This is a genomic window from Acinetobacter schindleri, from assembly GCF_010918895.1.
Lineage (GTDB): Bacteria > Pseudomonadota > Gammaproteobacteria > Pseudomonadales > Moraxellaceae > Acinetobacter > Acinetobacter schindleri.
On the sequence record NZ_CP044483.1, the window covers coordinates 1,288,759 to 1,309,753 of the forward strand.

Genomic DNA, 20,995 nt, shown 5'->3' on the forward strand with positions numbered 1-20,995 from the left:
CTTATTCCCCTTGAGAAGCAGTCGCATGTGCATCAGCTACATGTGCTTCAGAAGCAGTAGCTTCTTCGTGCGCAACACCGTGCTCTGCAGCAGGAGCTGAGTGGTCAGCACCATGGTAGTTGCTCATGTAGTGATTAATCACAGATTCAAACAAACCTTGCTCTACAGAAGAGTAATAAGTCACTGGATGTGGCTTAGTTGGGTAAGGCTTCATAGCTTCAGCAGCAGCCTTCTCTTCAGGAGTATTTGCTTTTGCGATCAGCGCTTCAATCTGGTGTTTACCACGGTTGCCGTCACGCAGAGATGCGAATTCAGCCTGGTCTAATACAGATTTCTGAACAGCTTCTGGATTTACTGAAGTACCATTACCTGCTTGAACAGCAGAAACCCATTCAGCAAACTGAGCGTCAGTCACAGAGTGAGCGCGGAAGCGCATTTGTGAGAAGCCATAACCAGAATAGTTAGAAGAGAAACCGCGGTAGCCTTCAGCTGGGCTAGTTTCGTCTGCCAACAGGTTCAGGTGAGTTTGCATGCCCGCCATTGCATAGATCTGACCACTTAACGCCGGGATGAAGAAAGAGTTCATCGTGAAGTTAGACGTAATACGAAGGCTAACCGGAGTTTTTTCTGGGAAGCGCATTTCGTTAACAGTGGCAATACCTTGCTCAGGATAGATAAAGATCCATTTGAACTGTTCAGCAATAACTTGAACGGTTAATGGAGCTTTGTCAGATTCAAGCGGACGGTATGGGTCGTACTTGTGGGAACCCCACCAAGTTAACCAGGCAAGAATAGCAATAATAATAACTGGGATACCCCAAACTACAATTTCAATTGCAGTAGAGTGTGCCCAAGTAGGTTTATAGTCTGCGTCTTTATTCGATGCGCGATATTTCCAACCGAACCATAATGCCATGATTGCTGATGGAATAACCACCAGAAGCATTAAGTAAATCGCAGTCATCATCAGGCTACTTTGGCCTGCTGCAACTGGACCTTTAGAGTTCAGAAGTACTAAATCACCACCACACCCTGTTAAAAGTGCGGACATCGCAGATAAAGACAATACAGCTAAAATCGTTTGTCTCATTTTACAACCTCGGTGAAGAGTCCCATTCCCTAAATTAATATGGGATAGCGATTAAAGTGTCGCATGATTAAAAAGATTCATTTGTTAACAAAAAATCTTCCTAATCATGAGACACCGCTACGTTGTAGGGCATTATGCCTGATTACAACAAACTAAGCTATATATAAAGAGGCTTTAAATGACTGTAATAAAAACCGATTTTACTGCTCGGGATTGTCGAATATTTATAGTAATTTTATTTTAATTTCAAAGTTATGAGCGAAAAAAGGGGATGCAGAGCATCCCTTTAAAGAGAACTTAATTTTATTGCTTGATCACCTTGGTTTTCGCCAGTTTATCGTGCAAAGTCTGACGGTTTTTGCCCAAACCGAAAATCCAGTCCACAAGCGAGAACAATGGAATAAAATAAATTGTAGGCAAAATGAAGACGATACTGCGCAAAGTAAAGGCACGCATGAGTGAAGTTTGAGTACCAGTTTCAGCGTCTACAATCTTAATTTTAGTCAGTTTTTTACCAATGCTTTGACCAGATTTTGCAATCAGGTAACCTTGGATAACCAGCATGATCAGCAGATATAAACCTGCTGCTGTCCAAGCCTGAGTAGAGAACATATCCAGCATTTGAGACTGCAATTCCAGCACGCGGTTCTGATCCGCACTGCCACCCATAGCCTGCGTCATGATCTGCTCATTTAGCTGAGTAAAACGCAGTTTTTCTTCAGCTGTGAAGAAGGCAGTCAAAATGAAAGTTGCTGGAATCCAGAGCAGCAGGTCGACGAACTTGGCAAAAATACGTGCAGGAATACTCGCCAGTTCAAATGTGTTCGCTTTTGGTGCAGGACGTGCATAAGTATTGGTTTGTGCTGCAGGCTGCTCAAATGGTGCTGCTGGCTCGGCAACTGGTGCAGGTGGAATATAACCTTCAGGTTCATAAACGAATTTACCCTGCGTGAGCTCACCCAAAGCTTTCCATTCGGTCATGCCTTGGTGCCAGGCCAAATCAGTCAATAATACTTGCTGGCTTGCAAGCATCTGATTTAGCTGTTCAAGCGTATATGGTCCAGCTTGTTGATTGTTTCGTGCCAGGTAAATCTGCATAAAGACTGAATCTCAAAATGTACGTTGAAAAGGTTTAGCTTCGATTTTATTGAATTATAGCCATAACACAAACAAAATCTTAAGCTAAACATGCGCATATGTCGGACATTTTTAGGTGAAGTACAACCAAAACAACACAAAAGAAAACGAATTTGAGTTAGGAAACTAAAAAAATCCAAATTTTTAGCCATCTACATAAAATAAAGTATCCAAGATTGGTGGTTTAAAAACTGTAATTTTAATGTAATGACGAAAGATTTTTTTGATTATAAATATCAAGGGAATGATTAGTTAAATCTAATATCTTAAATTCATATAAAATTTATTACTAAAATAAAAAAGACCCTCATTTGAGGGTCTTTTTTATTTACTGAATTTCAGCTTATTTAGCTTCTTGATCAGCAAGGAAGAACCAAGTATCCAATACTGAGTCTGGATTTAAAGATACAGATTCAATACCTTGTTCCATTAACCATTTTGCAAGATCTGGGTGATCTGAAGGACCTTGACCACAGATACCGACATATTTACCTGCTTTACGGCAAGCCTGGATCGCCATAGAAAGAAGGACTTTTACAGCAGCGTCACGTTCATCGAACAGGTGAGATACGATACCAGAATCACGGTCTAGACCTAGTGTTAACTGAGTCAAGTCGTTAGAACCGATAGAGAAGCCATCGAAGTGTTCAAGGAATTGATCAGCTAACAGCGCGTTAGTTGGCAATTCACACATCATGATAACTTTTAGACCATTTTCACCACGTTTCAGGCCATTTAATGCCAGTAGCTCAATGACACGTTTCGCTTCGTTTACAGTACGTACGAAAGGAATCATGATTTGTACGTTGGTCAAACCCATTTCGTCACGAACTTTTTTCAGTGCACGGCATTCAAGTTCGAAGCAGTCACGGAAGTTGTCAGAAACGTAGCGGCTTGCACCACGGAAGCCCAGCATCGGGTTTTCTTCTTCTGGTTCATACAACTTGCCACCGATCAGGTTCGCATATTCGTTTGACTTGAAGTCAGACATACGTACGATCACTGGCTTGTCAGCGAATGCAGCAGCAAGGGTAGAAATACCTTCAACCAGTTTTTCCACATAGAACTCGATTGGAGATGCATAACCTGCAGTACGCGCCATCACAGCAGCACGCGTTTCACGAGGCAGGCTGTCAATGTTCAGCAATGCTTTAGGATGTACACCGATCATGCGGTTAATGATGAACTCAAGACGAGCAAGACCAATACCTTCGTTTGGAATTTGTGCGAAGTCAAATGCACGATCCGGGTTACCTACGTTCATCATGACTTTGAATGGAAGTTCAGGCATAGATTCGATTGAGTTCGTTTGAACTTCAAAATCAAGCGCGCCTTCGTAGATAAAACCAGTATCACCTTCAGCACAAGATACAGTCACTTCCTGACCGTCTACCAGTACTTCAGTTGCATTACCACAACCAACGATTGCTGGAACACCCAGTTCACGTGCAATGATTGCAGCGTGACAGGTACGACCACCACGATTGGTTACAATTGCAGCAGCACGTTTCATCACTGGTTCCCAGTCCGGGTCAGTCATGTCAGATACAAGTACATCACCGTCTTGTACTTTGTCCATTTCTTTAATAGACGTTACGATGCGGACTTTACCAGAACCGATACGTTGACCAATTGAACGGCCTTCACATACTACCGTACCTTTCTGTTTCAACAGGTAACGTTCCATCGTACCAACGTTTTCACGGCTTTTTACAGTTTCAGGGCGCGCCTGAACGATGTACAGTTTGCCGTCATCACCGTCTTTTGCCCACTCGATGTCCATTGGCGCACCATAGTGTTTTTCAATAATCAGTGCTTGTTTAGCTAGTTCTTGAAGTTCTTGGTCATTTAAAGCGAACTGTTGACGTTCAGCTTTTTCAACATCTACCACAACTACTGATTTACCAGCAGCGCCTTCTTCACCATAAATCATTTTCTGGTGTTTAGAACCAAGATTACGACGAAGGATCGCATGCTTACCACCATTTAGAAGTGGTTTAGAGATATAGAATTCGTCAGGGTTAACTGCGCCCTGTACAACCATTTCACCCAAACCGTAAGAAGCGGTGATGAATACTGCATCACGGAAGCCTGATTCAGTATCCAGTGTGAACATTACACCAGCTGCGCCAGTTTCAGAGCGAACCATACGTTGTACGCCAGCAGAAAGGGCAACCACGTCATGGGCAAAGTTTTGGTGTACGCGGTAAGAGATTGCGCGGTCATTGTATAAAGATGCGAAAACTTCTTTGATCGCAATCAATACATTGTCGATGCCACGGATGTTCAAGAAAGTTTCTTGCTGACCAGCAAAAGACGCGTCTGGTAAGTCTTCTGCAGTTGCAGATGAACGAACGGCAACCGCGATGTCAGGGTTGCCGTTAGAAAGTGCATCAAATGCTGCACGAACTTCTTGTTCTAATGCTGCAGTAAGCGGAGTCTCTACAATCCATTGGCGAATTTTAGCACCAGTTTCAGCAAGAGCGTTTACGTCATCAACGTTTAGGCTGGCAAGCTCTGCATTGATTTTAGCGTTTAGGCCGCTTTGCTCGAGAAATTCACGATATGCACCAGCAGTTGTTGCAAAACCACCTGGTACAGATACGCCAGCGTTTGCTAGGTGGCTGATCATTTCGCCCAAAGATGAGTTTTTCCCACCAACAAGCTCAACATCGTGTTTCCCTAATTTTTCCAGACCAATTACGCGCGCTTCCAAAGTTGTTACTCCACTTTTGCAGTATTAATCATTATCTTGGCATGAGAGTATAGCAAATCACCTAGGTGGATGATTTTACTAAGCGACAGTCATGTAAGATCGGTTTACTATAAAGATTATATAGTACGAAGACAAATGTTTGAGGAGAATTTTAATGTCGGAAGGTAAACAGATAAAGCGTAGTGTTTTCTTCATTTCTGATGGTACTGCGATCACCGCAGAGACGCTGGGACACTCACTTTTGGCACAGTTCCCTCATGTCGATTTTGATATACATATCATTCCCTATATAAGCTCCGAAGAAGCTGCGACCAATGTCGTAGCTGAGATCAATGCACGTGCCCATGAGGAAGGGCAGAAACCACTGGTTTTTGATACCTTGGTGGACCCGTATGTGCGTGATATTATTAATACGGCAAATGCAGTAAATCTTGATGTATTTGAAGGGCTTATTAGTAAACTTTCCGAGGAGCTAGGTACAGATCCAACGACGCTGGTAGGACAAACTCATGCGGTAACTGACTCAGCATCCTATAAAGCGCGTATTGATGCTGTACATTTTGCCCTGGATAATGATGATGGCGCGCGTACTCGCCATTATGACAAGGCTGATCTGATCCTGATTGGAGTATCACGTTCTGGTAAAACACCGACTTCGATTTATCTTTCTCTGCAGTTTGGAATTCGTGTTGCAAACTACCCACTGACTGAAGAAGATCTGGATGATAACCGTCTGCCAGCTGTGCTGCGCCCGCATAAAAACAAGCTTTTCGGCTTGATGATTGATGCCGATCGCCTTGTGGCAATCCGTACTGAACGTAAGGCAAATAGCCGTTATGCCAGCTTTAGTCAGTGCCAGATGGAACTGCGTGCGATTGAAGGAATTTACATTTCTGAGGGCATTAAATATCTGAATGTGTCCGAGATGTCGATTGAAGAAATCTCGACGCGTGTATTGCAAATGACCGGTTTAAAACGTCGTATTGGATAAGGGCCTAGTTAATGGAGTCAAAGCTGGTATTTGGCTCCATTGGTTATCAAAAATTTATATATTAAAATAATTAATGATAGAAATTAACGATGATAAGATAGCAAATATTAATCATTACTATTTCGCTACGAAATACCTCATAGAAAAAAATAAACGTATTTAGATGCTAAATTTGTATAAAAAATAATCAATAAAATTTAAAGCTTTATTCTTTTATAGTATTTTTTATGAAATATATATCAAAAAAAAATAAATAGATTTTTATTTAAAGGTCTGAATAATGACATCAACCGGATAATTTTCACCATGTATGCAATGAATTGCATGATCAGAAATTTTCAAAATTGGCCAGGTAATAAGCTGGCAGTTTTCACGTTGCAGGGCGATATAGAAGCTATCTGACTTAAAGTAATGACGATTAGAGGCTGCCAGATTAGGCATGAGCTGGCGTCTTAACCAGGGATTTTTGACCTGCTGTTCTAAAAAGCGTAAAGATAATAACCCTTTAATCCGGTTACTAATGAGATTTTTATTTTTGCTGATTAGCGGATGATTCAATACGCGTTGAAGCGTGCGGCTGGTACTCGGCATCACAAATTGCGGTTCAATCTGAAAGACTTTAACAGATGCCGCTTGCTGGCAAATGCGGTCAAGATGACTCACACTAAACTGGTCAAGCCCAATTACTGCCACATTTAAATCCTGAAAATCCATATCTTTAAGGGCGGCAGAATCGACTTTAGTCCCATTAAAGCTTTTAAAGTGTTCAGGGTTGTTTTGAAAAATACCGGCACCTGTATCCTGCTTAACGCCCATATTGATATCCTGTAATTATTTAATTTTTATTCTGTTGTGATAGATATAGACAATATCGGCAGGGGCGTAAAGTCACTTTCATGGAATCTCGAGTCATCAATAATTCGACATTTTAAAATCCACTTCAGTTATGGATTTTGGGAATTATATCGATGTAATTTTTCTTGAGCTTTTTAAAGGTTGTGTTCATACAGTTTAATACCGTAAGTAATAGTGCCAATAATTAAAGTGTCCAACTTGCTGCAACAAAGGTTGCAGTCGGTTTGTTAATATAATGATTGATGTTTTTATCCTGAACGTATAATTGTTAGTTTTTTTATTTGAATGCAGATTGCATTTAATAAATCAATGGATTACCTCCTAAAAAGTAACCGCTGACTGGCAGCGGTTTTTTGAAAAAATTTATGAAAGGGAAATTTTATAAGCCCTGCTTAGCCTGCATTAACAAATCGAAGTTATATAGGCGTTTGTCAGTATCATAGATGTCACAAGTAAAAATAAACTCATCTACATCATATTTGGCTAAAAGTGCTTCCAGTCCGGCCTTGACTGTTTCCTTAGAACCGACCTGTGCCATGGCAAAGAAATTATCAACGGACATTTTTTCAGGCGGTGACCAGAGTCCTTCCATTGAATCAATAGGTGCTTTCAGTTTCAGGCTTTGACCACGAATCAGGGAAAGTACACGCTGATAGGCGCTGGTTGCCAGATATTGAGCTTCTTCATCCGTATCTGCGACACAGGTCGGTACGCCCATAGAAACATAAGGACGATCCAGGTATTCAGACGGTTCAAAGTTTTCACGATATAATTGAATAGCCTGGCCCAGCATACGTGGGGCAAAATGCGAAGCAAAGGAATACGGCAGGCCAAGTTTCGCTGCTAACTGAGCACTAAACAGGCTAGAACCAAGCAGCCAAACCGGAACATGAGTACTTTGACCCGGAGTAGCTACAATGCGTTGGCCCGGAATCGGATCTTTAAAGTACTGCAAAATTTCTAGTACATCTTGAGGGAACTGATCTTCAGTTTCCTGACGACCGCGACGCAAAGCACGCATGGTCATCTGATCGGTGCCGGGTGCACGTCCCAGACCAAGTTCAACACGCTCAGGATATAAAGTCGCTAAAGTACCAAACTGCTCAGCTACGACTAAAGGTGCATGATTCGGCAACATGATGCCACCTGAGCCTAAAGTTAAGGTTTTGGTATTTGCCAGTAAATAGCCAAGCAGGACAGCAGTTGCTGAACTGGCAATACCATCCATATTATGATGCTCGGCTAACCACATGCGGCGGTAACCCAGCTTTTCTGCAGTTTGTGCCAGTTCCAGAGCATGTTGCAGGGAGAATTGAATGGTTTTATCGTCACGAACAGGAACCAGTTCAAGAATGGAGAACTGAGTATCGTTAAGCGTACGCATAATATTACTCTTTATTTGACATGACTAAGAGCATACGATGTTCAACCGGATTTGTATATCGAAAAAAAACGATATAAGTGTAAACGAAATGTATAGGCAAAAAAATAAGCATCCGAAGATGCTTAAAAGAGGGAAGGTTGTAAAAGAGATTAAGCTTTGTATTGAACGCTTAACGACGGCCACGGTTGTTATAGCGGTAGTCGTTATAACGGTAATTACGTGAGGAATTATAACGGCGGTCATAACGGTCATCATAACGACGGTCTTCACTTACTTTCTTGCCAAGTGCAGAACCACCCGCAGAACCCAATGCTGCACCAATCAGGCCACCATTGTTACCACCCATATTTTTACCTACGGCATAACCTGCACCGCCACCCAGTGCGCCACCAATAATGGCACCGTTACGGTCACGTTTATTCGCTGAAATGGCTGCACCTGCACCACCACCGATTGCAGAACCGATCGTTGCACCAGTTGTGCCACCAACTCTATTACCTACTGCAGCACCAACTACCCCACCAAGTGCAGAAGCAAGAGCAGTATTCGTTGTATTACCCGCATTCGCTGCTGTCATACCCATGCCCATAGCTGAGGTAGCAACAACCGCGATCATTAGAGATTTGTAGTTCATGAGTACACCTTTTATATATATGGCTGTATTTGTCTATAAGTTAAATTTAATCTAGCAAGAGCGAAACAGCATGGAGAGTCTGTAGACGAAATGTGTTTTTTATCTCCTTAATTTATTCATAATTAATAAACAATATTTTTCACGTATTACAAGTAGTTAGACTCATTTAGAAGCAATTAAAAAAGCACCCGAAGGTGCTTTTTATGTCAAATGTAAGATGCAATTGAGAGACTATAAAGGCTGAATTAACGGTAGCGCTTTTTCCAATGTTTCGCACGTTTTTCAGCTCGACGGTCTGCTGTTTTGTCTTTGGCAATTTTATTACCTAAAGCTGCACCACCTGCTGCCCCTAACGCAGAACCAATGTAACCACCGTTGGAGCCACCCATGCTTTTACCTACGGTATAACCAGCACCGCCACCTAAAGCACCACCAATGGCAGACTCAGTACGGTTTTTCTTGTTACTTGCTACAGCTGCACCACCAGCACCGCCAAGAGCTGCACCAATTGTTGCACCTGTGTTGCCCCCCATGTTTTTACCCAAAGCTGTACCAGCCACACTACCTAATGCACTTGCAGCAGCAACACGAGCAGTGCTGTCGGCATGAGCATTAACGGTCATCATTGACCCTGCGGCTAAAGCGGTACTTAATAAAACTGCGCTCAGTTTCATGCTGGAACTCCATATCCGTGATCGGATTATATTGTGTATCGATGGCGGAAAATGTAACAAAAAATCGTCATTACATTGTGAAGAAAGATCTCCATATTTAGATGCTTTATTTGCGAGTTTGTAAAATAAGTAAAGAATGCGGATTAAATTGATTAAAAAAGAGGCGTTAGGTTGATTTTAATCGTATGGAAGTTAATTATCTGGATGCTTTAGCCGCAGAAAGCTTGTACTGAATAAAGATGTTCTTTATGCCTGAGAATCGTTAAACTAGGCGCAATTTTTGATTTCGCTGTGCTAAGACCTTTATTTAGCTATAGCCTTAGTTTGAGATACTTTAAAAAATGAAAGAATCGTTACGTTTACGATTAGACCAGCTCTCCGACCGTCACGAAGAACTCACTGCCTTATTAGCAGATGCGGAAGTCATTTCAGATAATAAACGCTTTCGCCAGCTTTCCCGCGAGCACAATGATCTGACCGAAATTACTGAAGTATGGACCAAATATAAACAGGCTGAAGAAGATATCGAGACTGCTCAAGCCATGCTGAGCGATCCTGACTTTAAAGAAATGGCTCAGGAAGAGATCAAGGAAAATAAAGCCCTGATCGAACAGCTGGAAGCAGATCTGAACATTTTGATGATTCCGAAAGATCCGAATGATGCGAACTCGGCTTATTTGGAAATCCGTGCAGGAACCGGTGGTGACGAAGCAGCGATCTTCTCGGGTGACTTGTTCCGTATGTATAGTAAATATGCAGAGAGTCAGGGCTGGCGTATCGAAATCCTGTCCGAAAATGAAGGTGAACACGGCGGTTATAAAGAAGTGATCTGCCTGGTCAATGGTGAAGGTGTCTATGGTCGTCTGAAATTCGAAAGTGGCGCACACCGTGTACAACGTGTCCCAGCAACAGAATCCCAAGGCCGTGTACATACTTCAGCATGTACAGTCGCGATTCTTCCTGAGGTTGATGTGGATACTTCAGTTGACATTAACCCGTCAGATTTGCGTATTGATACTTATCGTGCATCAGGTGCCGGTGGTCAGCACATTAACAAAACCGACTCTGCAGTACGTATTACCCACATTCCAACGGGGACTGTGGTGGAATGTCAGGATGAGCGCTCACAGCATAAGAACAAGGCTAAAGCGATGGCGCTTCTGGTGTCACGTCTGGAAAATGCCAAACGTGCAGCAGCGGATGCAGCAACGTCGGAAATGCGCCGTGACCTAGTCGGTTCGGGTGACCGTTCAGAACGTATCCGGACTTATAACTATCCACAGGGTCGTATGACTGATCATCGTATTAACCTGACTTTATATAAGCTGGATGCGGTGATGGAAGGTGATTTGACTGAATTGCTGGATAGTCTGCACCGTGAATATCAGGCGGATCAGCTTGCCATGCTCGCACAGCAGAATGGTGGATAATGAATATTTTACAAGCGCTGGCTTTGCGTGGTGAACCAGAGAGCTATGAACGTCAGGAAAATGCCTGGTTGCTGGAACACATTACCAAGATTGATTCTTTTGATCTAGTGATGAAAAAGGATCAGGAACTGACACCCGAACAGGAACAGGCTTATGTAGATGGTCTGGCTCGTATCCAGGCCGGCGAACCTTTGGCTTATGTGACTGGTTCACAACCGTTCTGGACACTGGACCTGAAAGTAACCAAAGACACGTTGGTGCCACGTCCCGATACAGAAGTATTGGTTGAAACTGTACTTAAGCTGGACTTGCCTGAAGATGCCCGTGTGGTAGATCTGGGGACAGGTACTGGTGCGATTGCCTTATCCTTGGCTTCGGAACGTCCAGCGTGGTCAGTTACTGCAACTGATATTTATGAACCGACTCTAGAGGTGGCCAAGTTCAATGCTGAACAGCATGACTTGTCTCAGGTACAGTTTGTATTGGGTTCATGGTTCAAACCATTGGGTCGTCAGTTCTTTGATGTGATTGTTTCTAATCCACCGTATATTGATGCAGCCGATGAACATATGCAGGATCTGGCGACTGAACCAGAACGTGCTTTAGTAGCAGACAATAAAGGTTTGGCTGATTTAGAACAGATCATCGCTCAAGGCAAAAAACACCTGACTGTGAATGGTTGGGTAGTGCTTGAACATGGTTATGATCAGGGGGATGCAGTCCGTCATCTATTTACCCAGGCTGGTTATAAACAGGTGCGTACTGTTAAAGATTATGGCGGTAATGACCGAGTGACCTTGGCTCAGTGGCCACATTGATTTTCCAAATTTTGTTTTTAATAAAAAAGCGACCTTGAAGGTCGCTTCTTTAGTTTCAGGATTTTTTGATGACATCGCGCCAGCGCAGCAAACGATGTTCAAACAACTTCATAATACTGTCAGTAATCTTACCCAACACTGCCAGTAAAATAATGGCAATAATTACAATATCCGGTCGAGAGGTCTCCCGACCATCACTGAGTAAATAGCCAATCCCTTGAGTCGCCGCAATCAGTTCTGCTGCAATCATAAACATCCAGGACAAGCTTAAGCCGTTTCTTAAACCTGTGAGAATTCCCGGTGATGCCGCAGGTAACACAATCTGATGAATCTGTTGCCAATATTTTAGCCGGTAGACTCTGGCTACTTCAATCAGCTTGCGATCCACACCCTGAATGGCAGCAACGGTATTGGTATAAGTAGGGAAGAAGGCACCAATTGCAATCAAGGTAATCTTGGAGCCTTCATCAATGCCTAACCATAGTAACAAAAGTGGAATCCAAGCCAAACTCGGAATAGATTTGATTGCAGAAAATGTTGGTTCCAGGAAGTCTTCGGCATGACGATTTAACCCGACTAAGATCGCAAAAACTAGGCCCAAGCCACTACCAATGCCAAAGCCTAAAAAGACACGCCAGCTACTTGCCCAGAGATGCTGCCATAGATCACCTTCAGCCAGTTCGGTCAGAGACTGCCATAAACTGCTGGGTGCAGGCAGTAAATAAGGCTCAATTACACCATTGCGAACCAGAATTTCACATGACAAGATCAGGATCACCGGAATGGTGATCCCTTTCAACAGACGAATACCACGGGGAAGAGCAACAGATTTAGGTTGATTTTCCTTCACAAGTTGTTCGGAGATAGTGTTTGGTGCTGACATTACTTCTTAACAACCTTTTGCGCATATTTGCTATCAAAGAGCTGAGTTACGACCTGATTGACATTGGTGCCTTTACGTACCAAATCTTCTTCAGTCAGAATAGAACCTGCTTTTTGTAATGCAGCAATATGTTTTGCTGTTGGAATGTTTTGATCCAGATTGGTACGGCTTAGCTGTAATTTCGCCACTTCAATTGGCAGTTTGGCTTCACGGGCTAACAGTTCAGCCAGCTTATCCGGATTGGCTTTGGCCCATTTACGCGCCTGTTCATAGACTTTAATGACTGCATCAACGGCTTCAGGACTTTGCTTGGCGAAGTTTTCTTTAATACTGAGTACACTATATGAGTTAAAGCCGACATTGCGATACAGCAATTTCGCACCCGACTGCACCTGCGCAGAAGCCATCAGCGGATCAAGACCCGCCCAAGCATCGACCTGTTTACGCTCCAAAGCTGTTTTGCCATCTGGGTGTTGCAGGTGTACCAGCTCAACATCACGTTTACCCAAGCCGACGGTATCTAAAGCCTGCAGCGTAAACAGGAATGGATCGGTGCCTTTGGTGGCAGCAATTTTCTTGCCTTTTAAATCCTTGAGAGATTTGATATTGGAATCTTTGTTAATGACCAGCGCAGTCCATTCAGGCTGGCTTTGAACATAAACCGTTTTAATTGGGCTGCCATTGGCACGACTAAGTACTGCCGCTAAACCTGCGGTTGAAGCAAAATCTGTACTACCACTGTTCAGATATTCAAGCGAGCGATTACTGCCTTGGCTAAATACCCATTTAATTTTGGTTTTAGGCAGTGCTTTTTCCAGTAGTTTTTGCTCCTTAACGACCAAGCTGGTAGGTGCATAATAAGCATAATCCAGTTTTAATTCGCTTGGAATTGCCGCGACTGTCAACCCGCTCACTAGAGAGATAGAAATAGTAATTAAGCCTAATTTTGTTGTTGCTAAAGTTTTTTTCATGAGGAGCTCTAATTTATTTAGGAAATTTTCGACATAAATAGCGGTAAATGAATAAACAGACAAAAAAGAAAAACAGATAATCAAATCAACAAATAAAATATAAAGGTGTAAATTTTAATAAGTTATTGTTTATAATTAATTTAATTGTAATGAAGGTGATTTTTTTAGACTTAGCTGAAATTTCTACAAGATTATGGCTGGATTTGATAAGCAAATATTTTTAAATCTCATTGCATTGATTCTGTAGAGGATAAACCTCTATAAAAAAGCGACCCTCAAGGTCGCTTTTTTATTTATATTTTTACATTGGATAATCTTGTAGACAGTCAGAAACTTCAACCTGATCCAGTGTATTGGTTTCCATTGCCAGACATAGGGTTACCACTTTCAATGTGTCTGCAATGAACTGCTCATCTTTCAGTGCAATCCCTTGTTTCAGGCTTTCAATACGTTCAGCAGAGATTTCAAGTGCCGCCGCTGCGTCAAGAACATCAATACGATTGAGGAAAGTCACCACTGCATCTTTCAAAGCTGAATCAGATGCGTTCAAAATCCCTTGATTGAGCTGTTCAGAAAGAAGGTCCGCAGAATGAAATAAAGCATTAGAGAAGTTTTGAACCAGGTTTTGGCCAAGAACATCAGTCATGTTTAACATAAGAGTACCTTAAGTAGGGAGAGGAATGAGCAACTAAATAGATGCATCAAATTGTGTGAAAAATAATCTAAATTAACGATAAATACAAAGGTATTGGGATGACCGTAGAGTCTCATTTTATTTGATGATATAGCTTGAAAACCAGATGTTCTGCAAAATTAAAAACTTAAATAGAAAAAGCTGATATTAATTGTTTTTAAGTCTAATAGAATATATTTAATTGATAATTAAACTGCTGCGGTCATAGTTTGATTTGCTTCCTATTTGGGCAAAGATTAGTCTAAGAAAAATTCAAAATGACATGGATGAGCTATGAATATTCAAAATAAAGTCTTTGTAGTGACGGGTGGAGCTTCAGGACTCGGTGCCGAAACATCACGCTATCTGGTGGAGCAGGGCGCTCAAGTCGTACTGGTCGATATGAATCTTGAACTTGGGCAGAGTCTCGCACAAGAACTTGGGGAACAGGCGCAATTCCAGCAATTAGATGTGACTGATGAAACAGCTGTCAGTGAATTTTTTAAGATATTAGAACAGACGCATGGACAACTCAATGGATTGGTAAACTGCGCTGGTATTGCGCCATCTGCTAAAGTACTTGGTCGTGATGGATTGCATGACTTGGCGATGTTCCAGCGTGTGCTGAATATCAATGTCACGGGCACCTTTAATATGCTGCGCTATGCTGCTGAGCTAATTTCGAAATATGAATTAAAACAGGGCGAAGAGGAACGTGGTGTGATCATCAATACCGCCTCTGTAGCTGCATTCGATGGACAGATTGGACAGGCTGCTTATTCCGCATCTAAAGGGGCAGTAGTTGCCATGACTTTACCACTGGCACGTGAACTCGCTAAAAATGCGATTCGTGTCATGACGATTGCTCCAGGAATTATGGAAACACCGATGCTAAAAGGTTTACCGCAGAATATACAGGATTCTCTTGGGCAGATGGTACCGTTTCCTCCACGTTTAGCTAAGCCATCTGAGTATGCAAAATTAGTTGGGCATATTCTTGAAAACACCTATCTGAATGGTGAAGTCATTCGTTTAGATGGAGCAATCCGGATGGTAGCAAAATAGCCTAAGCTATATTGATTCCTTAAGTTACCGTTTAATGCTGATCCTAAAATAAGTGTAATGGATTAAAAGGAATTCAACTTTTTTCGAAATGTGAGCTTCTACTAAACTAAAAATATACTTTCAACATGCAAAAATTTAGCCTCTTAGATAAGAGGCTAAATAATAAATAAATTTGCTTTAATTTTTATAATTGTACTTTTGCATGATCAGTATCTGGCTCTTCAGGCTTGCCAGTAATATTGCCTTTTAAGACTTTCAGTAGATGAGTAACTTTATTGTCCTTCACATTCCAGTACTCTGCGCTGACTGCTTTGGCAATAAGCACACGTACACTCGGATCATCCTTGCCTTCGAACCAGTTTTCTGCCCAAGGGTTCCATAATTCTTCAATCAGGATACGGTCGGTACTGATTTCGCCATGAGCACTGATAGAGACATAGATATCATCTGATGGTTTGGCAAAGGATAAACCAAGATGCTGACGACCTGCATTAATTGCTTGGACAATATCATTAGTGTCTTTCATGATGAAATACAGATTCTGACTTTCATGCATTTTTTCTGAATTAAGCATGGTCATTGGCTGGGAGTGAATTTCTTGAGTTTCAGCCTGATGGCTGATCATAGTGAAACGCACATCTTTAATGAGTTCCCATAATTTTTCACGGTCATTGTGTTCTGAATATTGTTCTGTCATATGCTGCTCCATATTCTTGTTAAAGGTTAAATTTGGATAACGTTAAGCAGCTTAATCATATTTATAGCAGGATGCTGTAACTCTCACTGAACTCGTACATTTACATACTTAAATTGAGAAGAGCACTACACGAATTACCATTAAACAGGTTTCAGTTACAGCACAGTAAAAATTATCCGATAAATTTTTTAGATAGAAGCTAATAAGAGATTTGGAGCAAGCAAGGTCTAAAAATAATGATAAATTCTGCAACCTCATTGTAATTTAAATTAATTAGTTAATTTTGATATTGCATTGTAATTACAAATAATGGACGTTTTTGAGTGTTTCAAAATAAATACCTGATTTTATATTTTTCAAAAAGAGACTTTTAGCTAGTTTAAGTACTTATTCTTTAAGAAAGCATCAACCGAATTTTTGAAGCAAATAAACAGAAAAGGAGATCCGGATTAAGAATTCTGTCGATCCTATATAAAACCTAATTTAGGAAGAATGCGATATCTTTGGGGTCAATATAGTGCAGGGATTTTTGTTTTCCATTGACCATAAGAACGGCACAAAGATTTTGACCACAGAGAATTTTATAGGCTTCCTGATTTTCTTGAGATTTAAGTTGAACTTTTCTTAATTTTTCTGAGTAATTCATTAAATCATTTTGAGCACGTTGCTTTGCTTCAGTTTCGATATAAGATAAATATTTTACTGAGCCTAACAATAAGACCAGAATAAAGTAGGAGGCAAAAAGCTTACGATTAAATTGTCTTTCATTTTCTAATTCAAAAGAGCTGTTATGGATCACCGGTCTATGCTTTGTATCCTTATGAATAGCGATCCTTAAATTTTGTAATTTTTTATGGAGCCATATATTGCCTCCAAAATTATTAAAGATGGAAGGTACAGCAATAAAAAGTACAAATAAAGCCAAAGTAAAATACAGTGTAAGAACAAGGCTCTTTAAAAAGCCGTAATACAATTTATCTTGAACGGTAAGATTTAGTACAGTAATGTCGGCGCCAAATATACTGATATAACCTGCAAGAAATACCTGAGCTACAAGATAAAGTAGTGCAGTTAAAGCAGTAATGATCAAGGCGGCATCTAATGAAAAATTAAATTTCATTTTATCTAAGTTATTTTTGTTGAATGCTTTATTAAATGTTATTCATTATTTTAAATCAACAAGATGAATTGAAATTATAGATTCATCTTTTAAAGAACACGGACGGTATAGTGGTAGACGCTTTAAACACTGAATTCGAACTCACCGATGCGGAAATGCATTTGTATGCACGTCAAATCCTGTTAGAAGGCTGGGACATCGAAGCACAGGAAAAACTGAAATTTTCCGATATTTGTATTATTGGCTGTGGGGGAATTGGCTGTGCACTCGCGGAGTTACTTGCCCGTGCAGGTGTGGGAAAAATTACCCTGATTGATCCGGACACGATTGAGATCAGTAATCTGCAGCGTCAACTCACATTTACCCCACAAGATGTCGGCTTTTATAAAGCAGAAACGCTAGCGAAACGTTTGCAACAGATTAATCCGTATGTGCAAATTGAATATTATAATCAGGCAATATCTATCGATAATGCACAAGTCCTGATTCAGCACCAGGATTTGGTTTTGGATGGATGTGATCAATTTGAAACCCGTTATCTGGTGAATCAAACCTGCCGACAGTTTGATGTAGCATTGATCAGCGCCTCTGCGATTGGTCTACAAGGCCAACTGTTTATGGTGGAAGGTGATTCTGCCTGCTATAACTGCCTGTTCCCGCAAGAAGATCAAACTGATATAGCTATGCGCTGTGCGGATTCTGGCGTACTGGCGACAACACCGAATGTCATGGCAAGTCTGCAAGCACATCATGCTTTGCTTTATCTGGGACTTGGGAAAATGCCATTACGACAAAAACTGCTGTTATGGGATGGTCAGAGCATGCAACAACGTATTCTCAAATTTGAGAAAGATACGAATTGTCCAATTTGTCAGGCAAGATAGAACAGATCAGCCTGAATATTTGTTACACTCGAGAAAATTTGAAATTACGCTGACATTATGAAAAATAATATCTTCCTGGATGGTTTGCGTTCTGTGGCACGTGTCGGTGAAACCGCCGTCATTGCTGCACGTGCAGGCATCAAGTATGCGACTGAAAAACCAAGTAATGCTAAACTGATGCGTGAAACCTTTGAATCCTTAGGTTCAACATATATTAAATTAGGGCAGTTTATTGCCTCTACACCCTCTTTATTTCCTCGTGAATTTGTCGAGGAATTTCAGGGTTGTCTAGATCAAACCCCAAGCCTGCCATTTAGCTATGTACAGCAGGTGCTGGCATCTGAGTTTGAAGGCCGTAATCTGGATGAAATCTTTGCCTCGATCGAGGAAACGCCATTGGCTTCAGCATCTATTGCACAAGTACATGCTGCCAAACTGGTTTCTGGCGAAGATGTGGTGATTAAGGTACAAAAGCCAGGTGTAGAAACCATTCTTTATACGGATCTGAACGTACTACATTGGGCAACCAAGCTGCTTGAAAAAGCCGTGCCAAAAGTGAAATTTGCATCTTTGGCAGATATCGTTGAAGAAATTAAAACACGTATGGTGCGTGAAGTTGACTTTATTGAAGAAGCTAAAAATCTGGATGACTTCGTTAATTATCTGAATGTCACCAATAATCATGCAGCGACAGCACCAAAGGTCTATCATCAGTATTCCACGCGTCGTGTACTGACCATGCAGCGTTTGTATGGCGTGTCATTGACCGATTTTGATGTAGTGAAGAAAGTGGCTAAAGATCCTTCTCAGGTGCTGATTACTGCAATGAATACTTGGTTTGGCAGCCTGATGATGTGTGAAAGTTTCCATGCAGACTTGCATGCCGGTAATCTGATGCTACTCGAAGATGGCCGTGTTGGTTTTATCGATTTTGGTATTGTCGGTCAGCTGAATCCGGAAGTCTGGACAGCATGTATGGCCTTTATGGATGCACTGCAAAATACCAATTATGATCTGATGGCAGAAAACATGCTGAAAATGGGCATGACTGCAGTTGCCATTGACACGAAAGTATTGGCCGCAGATCTTGAGCGTTTATTTAGTGGTGTAATTATGGCAGATCCACAAGAATTGCTAAGTTCCAATCCAAGTGACCTTAATGATGTCATGATGGATATGGTCGCCGTTGGTGAACGTCATGGCATTCGCTTCCCGCGTGACTTCGCCTTGCTGTTCAAGCAAATGCTGTATTTCGACCGTTTCATGCGTATCCTTGCGCCATATACCGATATCTATGCGGATCAGCGCTTACAGATGATTCAGACAATTGACCCGAATTTATTGTTGAAGCATTAATTCTAAAAGATGAATTCCTCCCAACCTCCCTTTGAAAAAGGGAGGAGCTACACGCTCATAAAAATACTTCGAGATGTAGAATTCCCTCTTTCATAAAGAGGGACTTAGGGAGATTATTGAAGTGATTTTAAAACTCCTGAGCAGAAATATGGACGCAATTATCATTGAAGGTTTGAAGGTTGAAACAGTAATTGGCTGTTTTGACTGGGAACGTCAGATTATTCAGCCTTTAATGCTGGACTTGGCTATTCAGACAGATTTGGAACAGGCATCCAATTCTGATGCCTTGGCAGATACACTAAATTACGCCGAGATCTGTGAAATTTCCGCACAGGTAATTCAGCAGGCACAGCCAGAATTGATTGAACATGCAGCAAAGTTAGTGCTAAACACACTTTTTACTACCTTTACAGCAATTGAATCGATTAAAATTACTATTCGTAAGCCTGCCATTATCGCGCAAGCCAATTCTGTAGGGATACGTCTTGAACGCCACCGAAACGATATTCGCCTTAGCACTGGCGAGTAATTGTCATCCTCAGCAACATTTTCAAGCTGCACAACAACGTATTTCCACTTGGGGAGAAGTGCAATTCTCTCCCATCTATATTATTCCGTGTCGTGACGGGATTGGTGAGAATTACTGGAATTCAGCATGTCTATTACAGGTTGAAATGACAGTTGAAGAAATGCTTCAGCAGCTTAAACAGATGGAAGCGGATTCAGGACGAGTGCGTCCCTCACATCAGATCAGCCTGGATATCGATCTGATAGCTTGGGGCAGTGATTTAAGTCAGATGCAGTTTAATCCAAAAAAGTTACCGTTGGCTTTAGATATCAAAATTCCAATGCATGAGATCTGGTCACATCCGGCATTTGAATATGACCATCAACTCCAGTACCCACAGGTTAAACTTAACGCAGTGCTATAAATCCTGATGCTAAACCTTGTGCAAAATAGGGTTTAAAAAGAGGAGTGGAAGCATATGCTGGTATATTAAACGAAGTTTTTTCTAGGGTTAAACCTTTAGCAGTTGTGCTGATGTGGAGCACATGTTTTGTCAGTCTAAAGCGAGTTGCTATCAGATTAGTCCCTTATAAAAGCAAAAGATAAAAGGTTTCATAAATTAGAAAATTGTCAGATATATATATGCTGGTTTAACAACTGTCTAAAGAAGAATGCGATGGTGATATTGGCTATATGTATGAACTGAAAATTCAACCGGAACGGATCAAATTCAATTAGTATGACGTGGGGCCTAGACGAGCACGCTTAAAATCTAAGCTTGGCTAATCAGCGCACTTTTATATATTAAATAACAAGAATTGACCAAAATTGGTAAATTTAAAGAAAAGCACGCCGATTATTTTTTCTTGTTATAAAAAATAATCAGTAGTACGGTAATAACCGCTAATATGACAAGAATTATAACTGTTTCCATAACATGACCTTAATGAATATTTTTATTTTAAGCTTTTAAATTAGCAATAAAAGGATGGGAATGACCAGCAACCTTATCTATTTTATTAGCACTCCCGGAAAAAACAGGATATTTGAAGAAAGTAAAATTATAACATCTATTATCAACCCTCTTCTTTAAGAAAATGTGACGGTCT

20 protein-coding genes are annotated in these 20,995 nt (G+C 41.2%); 8 read left to right on the forward strand and 12 right to left on the reverse strand.

Annotated elements, in window-relative coordinates; translation table 11 throughout:
- Position 1 precedes the first annotated feature (1 nt).
- The 3 genes from cyoA to ppsA form a co-directional block, all read right to left on the reverse strand.
- Positions 2-1,090: a ubiquinol oxidase subunit II gene (gene cyoA / locus FSC11_RS06285; protein WP_163165784.1), complete on the reverse strand. Its 1,089-nt coding sequence runs from the start codon at positions 1,088-1,090 to the stop codon at positions 2-4.
- A 303-nt stretch (positions 1,091-1,393) separates the two neighbouring features.
- Positions 1,394-2,188, reverse strand: a complete 795-nt coding sequence (locus FSC11_RS06290; RefSeq protein ID WP_004892926.1) for an RDD family protein — start codon at positions 2,186-2,188, stop codon at positions 1,394-1,396.
- A gap of 382 nt (positions 2,189-2,570) precedes the next feature.
- A complete protein-coding gene (gene ppsA / locus FSC11_RS06295) occupies positions 2,571-4,943 on the reverse strand; it encodes a phosphoenolpyruvate synthase (protein ID WP_163165785.1) in 2,373 nt (790 codons plus the stop codon).
- 154 nt (positions 4,944-5,097) lie between these two features.
- Between ppsA and ppsR the strand changes: the two genes are divergently transcribed.
- Positions 5,098-5,934 (forward strand): posphoenolpyruvate synthetase regulatory kinase/phosphorylase PpsR, encoded by an 837-nt coding sequence (ppsR, locus tag FSC11_RS06300; protein WP_004815709.1) that lies wholly within the window; start codon positions 5,098-5,100, stop codon positions 5,932-5,934.
- Positions 5,935-6,195: 261 nt separating this feature from the next.
- Here ppsR and FSC11_RS06305 read toward each other — a convergent pair whose 3' ends face one another.
- From FSC11_RS06305 to FSC11_RS06320, 4 genes are all read right to left on the reverse strand, one after another.
- Positions 6,196-6,750: an NAD(P)/FAD-dependent oxidoreductase gene (locus tag FSC11_RS06305; protein WP_004815711.1), complete on the reverse strand. Its 555-nt coding sequence runs from the start codon at positions 6,748-6,750 to the stop codon at positions 6,196-6,198.
- A gap of 418 nt (positions 6,751-7,168) precedes the next feature.
- Positions 7,169-8,173: an LLM class flavin-dependent oxidoreductase gene (locus tag FSC11_RS06310; RefSeq protein ID WP_071320049.1), complete on the reverse strand. Its 1,005-nt coding sequence runs from the start codon at positions 8,171-8,173 to the stop codon at positions 7,169-7,171.
- Positions 8,174-8,342: 169 nt separating this feature from the next.
- Positions 8,343-8,807: a glycine zipper domain-containing protein gene (locus FSC11_RS06315; RefSeq protein WP_004815715.1), complete on the reverse strand. Its 465-nt coding sequence runs from the start codon at positions 8,805-8,807 to the stop codon at positions 8,343-8,345.
- A gap of 245 nt (positions 8,808-9,052) precedes the next feature.
- Positions 9,053-9,481, reverse strand: a complete 429-nt coding sequence (locus FSC11_RS06320; RefSeq protein WP_004892936.1) for a glycine zipper domain-containing protein — start codon at positions 9,479-9,481, stop codon at positions 9,053-9,055.
- Positions 9,482-9,822: 341 nt separating this feature from the next.
- Between FSC11_RS06320 and prfA the strand changes: the two genes are divergently transcribed.
- Positions 9,823-10,911: a peptide chain release factor 1 gene (prfA, locus tag FSC11_RS06325; RefSeq protein WP_004815719.1), complete on the forward strand. Its 1,089-nt coding sequence runs from the start codon at positions 9,823-9,825 to the stop codon at positions 10,909-10,911.
- Entirely contained in the window at positions 10,911-11,729 is an 819-nt protein-coding gene (prmC, locus tag FSC11_RS06330) for a peptide chain release factor N(5)-glutamine methyltransferase (RefSeq protein ID WP_163165786.1), read from the forward strand. Before prfA ends, prmC begins: the two co-directional genes overlap by 1 nt.
- 55 nt (positions 11,730-11,784) lie before the next feature.
- Here prmC and FSC11_RS06335 read toward each other — a convergent pair whose 3' ends face one another.
- The 3 genes from FSC11_RS06335 to FSC11_RS06345 all read right to left on the reverse strand — a co-directional run bounded on the left by FSC11_RS06335 (position 11,785) and on the right by FSC11_RS06345 (position 14,238).
- Positions 11,785-12,612: an ABC transporter permease gene (locus FSC11_RS06335; RefSeq protein ID WP_163165787.1), complete on the reverse strand. Its 828-nt coding sequence runs from the start codon at positions 12,610-12,612 to the stop codon at positions 11,785-11,787.
- Complete coding sequence (locus FSC11_RS06340; protein WP_163165789.1) at positions 12,612-13,583, reverse strand: aliphatic sulfonate ABC transporter substrate-binding protein; 972 nt, start codon at positions 13,581-13,583, stop codon at positions 12,612-12,614. The genes FSC11_RS06335 and FSC11_RS06340 overlap by 1 nt, the downstream gene beginning before the upstream one ends.
- Positions 13,584-13,884: 301 nt before the next feature.
- Complete coding sequence (locus tag FSC11_RS06345) at positions 13,885-14,238, reverse strand: hypothetical protein (protein ID WP_004815725.1); 354 nt, start codon at positions 14,236-14,238, stop codon at positions 13,885-13,887.
- A 312-nt stretch (positions 14,239-14,550) separates the two neighbouring features.
- Here FSC11_RS06345 and FSC11_RS06350 point away from each other — a divergent pair, with 312 nt between their 5' ends.
- Positions 14,551-15,321 carry a 3-hydroxyacyl-CoA dehydrogenase gene (locus FSC11_RS06350; protein WP_163165791.1) on the forward strand — a complete coding sequence of 257 codons (771 nt, stop codon included), beginning with the start codon at positions 14,551-14,553 and terminating at the stop codon, positions 15,319-15,321.
- Positions 15,322-15,505: 184 nt separating this feature from the next.
- On the opposite strand, the gene FSC11_RS06355 is transcribed toward FSC11_RS06350, so the two are convergent.
- Positions 15,506-16,018 carry a pyridoxamine 5'-phosphate oxidase family protein gene (locus tag FSC11_RS06355; RefSeq protein WP_004815728.1) on the reverse strand — a complete coding sequence of 171 codons (513 nt, stop codon included), beginning with the start codon at positions 16,016-16,018 and terminating at the stop codon, positions 15,506-15,508.
- A gap of 478 nt (positions 16,019-16,496) precedes the next feature.
- A complete protein-coding gene (locus FSC11_RS16255; RefSeq protein ID WP_227591009.1) occupies positions 16,497-17,138 on the reverse strand; it encodes a hypothetical protein in 642 nt (213 codons plus the stop codon).
- 155 nt (positions 17,139-17,293) lie between these two features.
- On the opposite strand from FSC11_RS16255, the gene FSC11_RS06370 reads away from it, so the two are divergent.
- The 4 genes from FSC11_RS06370 (at position 17,294) to FSC11_RS06385 (ending at position 20,310) form a co-directional block, all read left to right on the forward strand.
- The gene (locus FSC11_RS06370; protein ID WP_171521733.1) at positions 17,294-18,022 is read left to right on the forward strand and encodes a HesA/MoeB/ThiF family protein; all 729 of its coding nucleotides are present in this window, start codon (positions 17,294-17,296) and stop codon (positions 18,020-18,022) included.
- A gap of 57 nt (positions 18,023-18,079) precedes the next feature.
- Positions 18,080-19,378: an ABC1 kinase family protein gene (locus FSC11_RS06375; protein WP_004892962.1), complete on the forward strand. Its 1,299-nt coding sequence runs from the start codon at positions 18,080-18,082 to the stop codon at positions 19,376-19,378.
- Between the two features lie 148 nt (positions 19,379-19,526).
- Positions 19,527-19,907, forward strand: coding sequence for a dihydroneopterin aldolase (gene folB / locus FSC11_RS06380; protein ID WP_163165794.1), 381 nt, complete (start codon positions 19,527-19,529; stop codon positions 19,905-19,907).
- Entirely contained in the window at positions 19,864-20,310 is a 447-nt protein-coding gene (locus FSC11_RS06385) for a 2-amino-4-hydroxy-6-hydroxymethyldihydropteridine diphosphokinase (protein WP_103799695.1), read from the forward strand. The genes folB and FSC11_RS06385 overlap by 44 nt, the downstream gene beginning before the upstream one ends.
- Positions 20,311-20,995 lie beyond the last annotated feature (685 nt).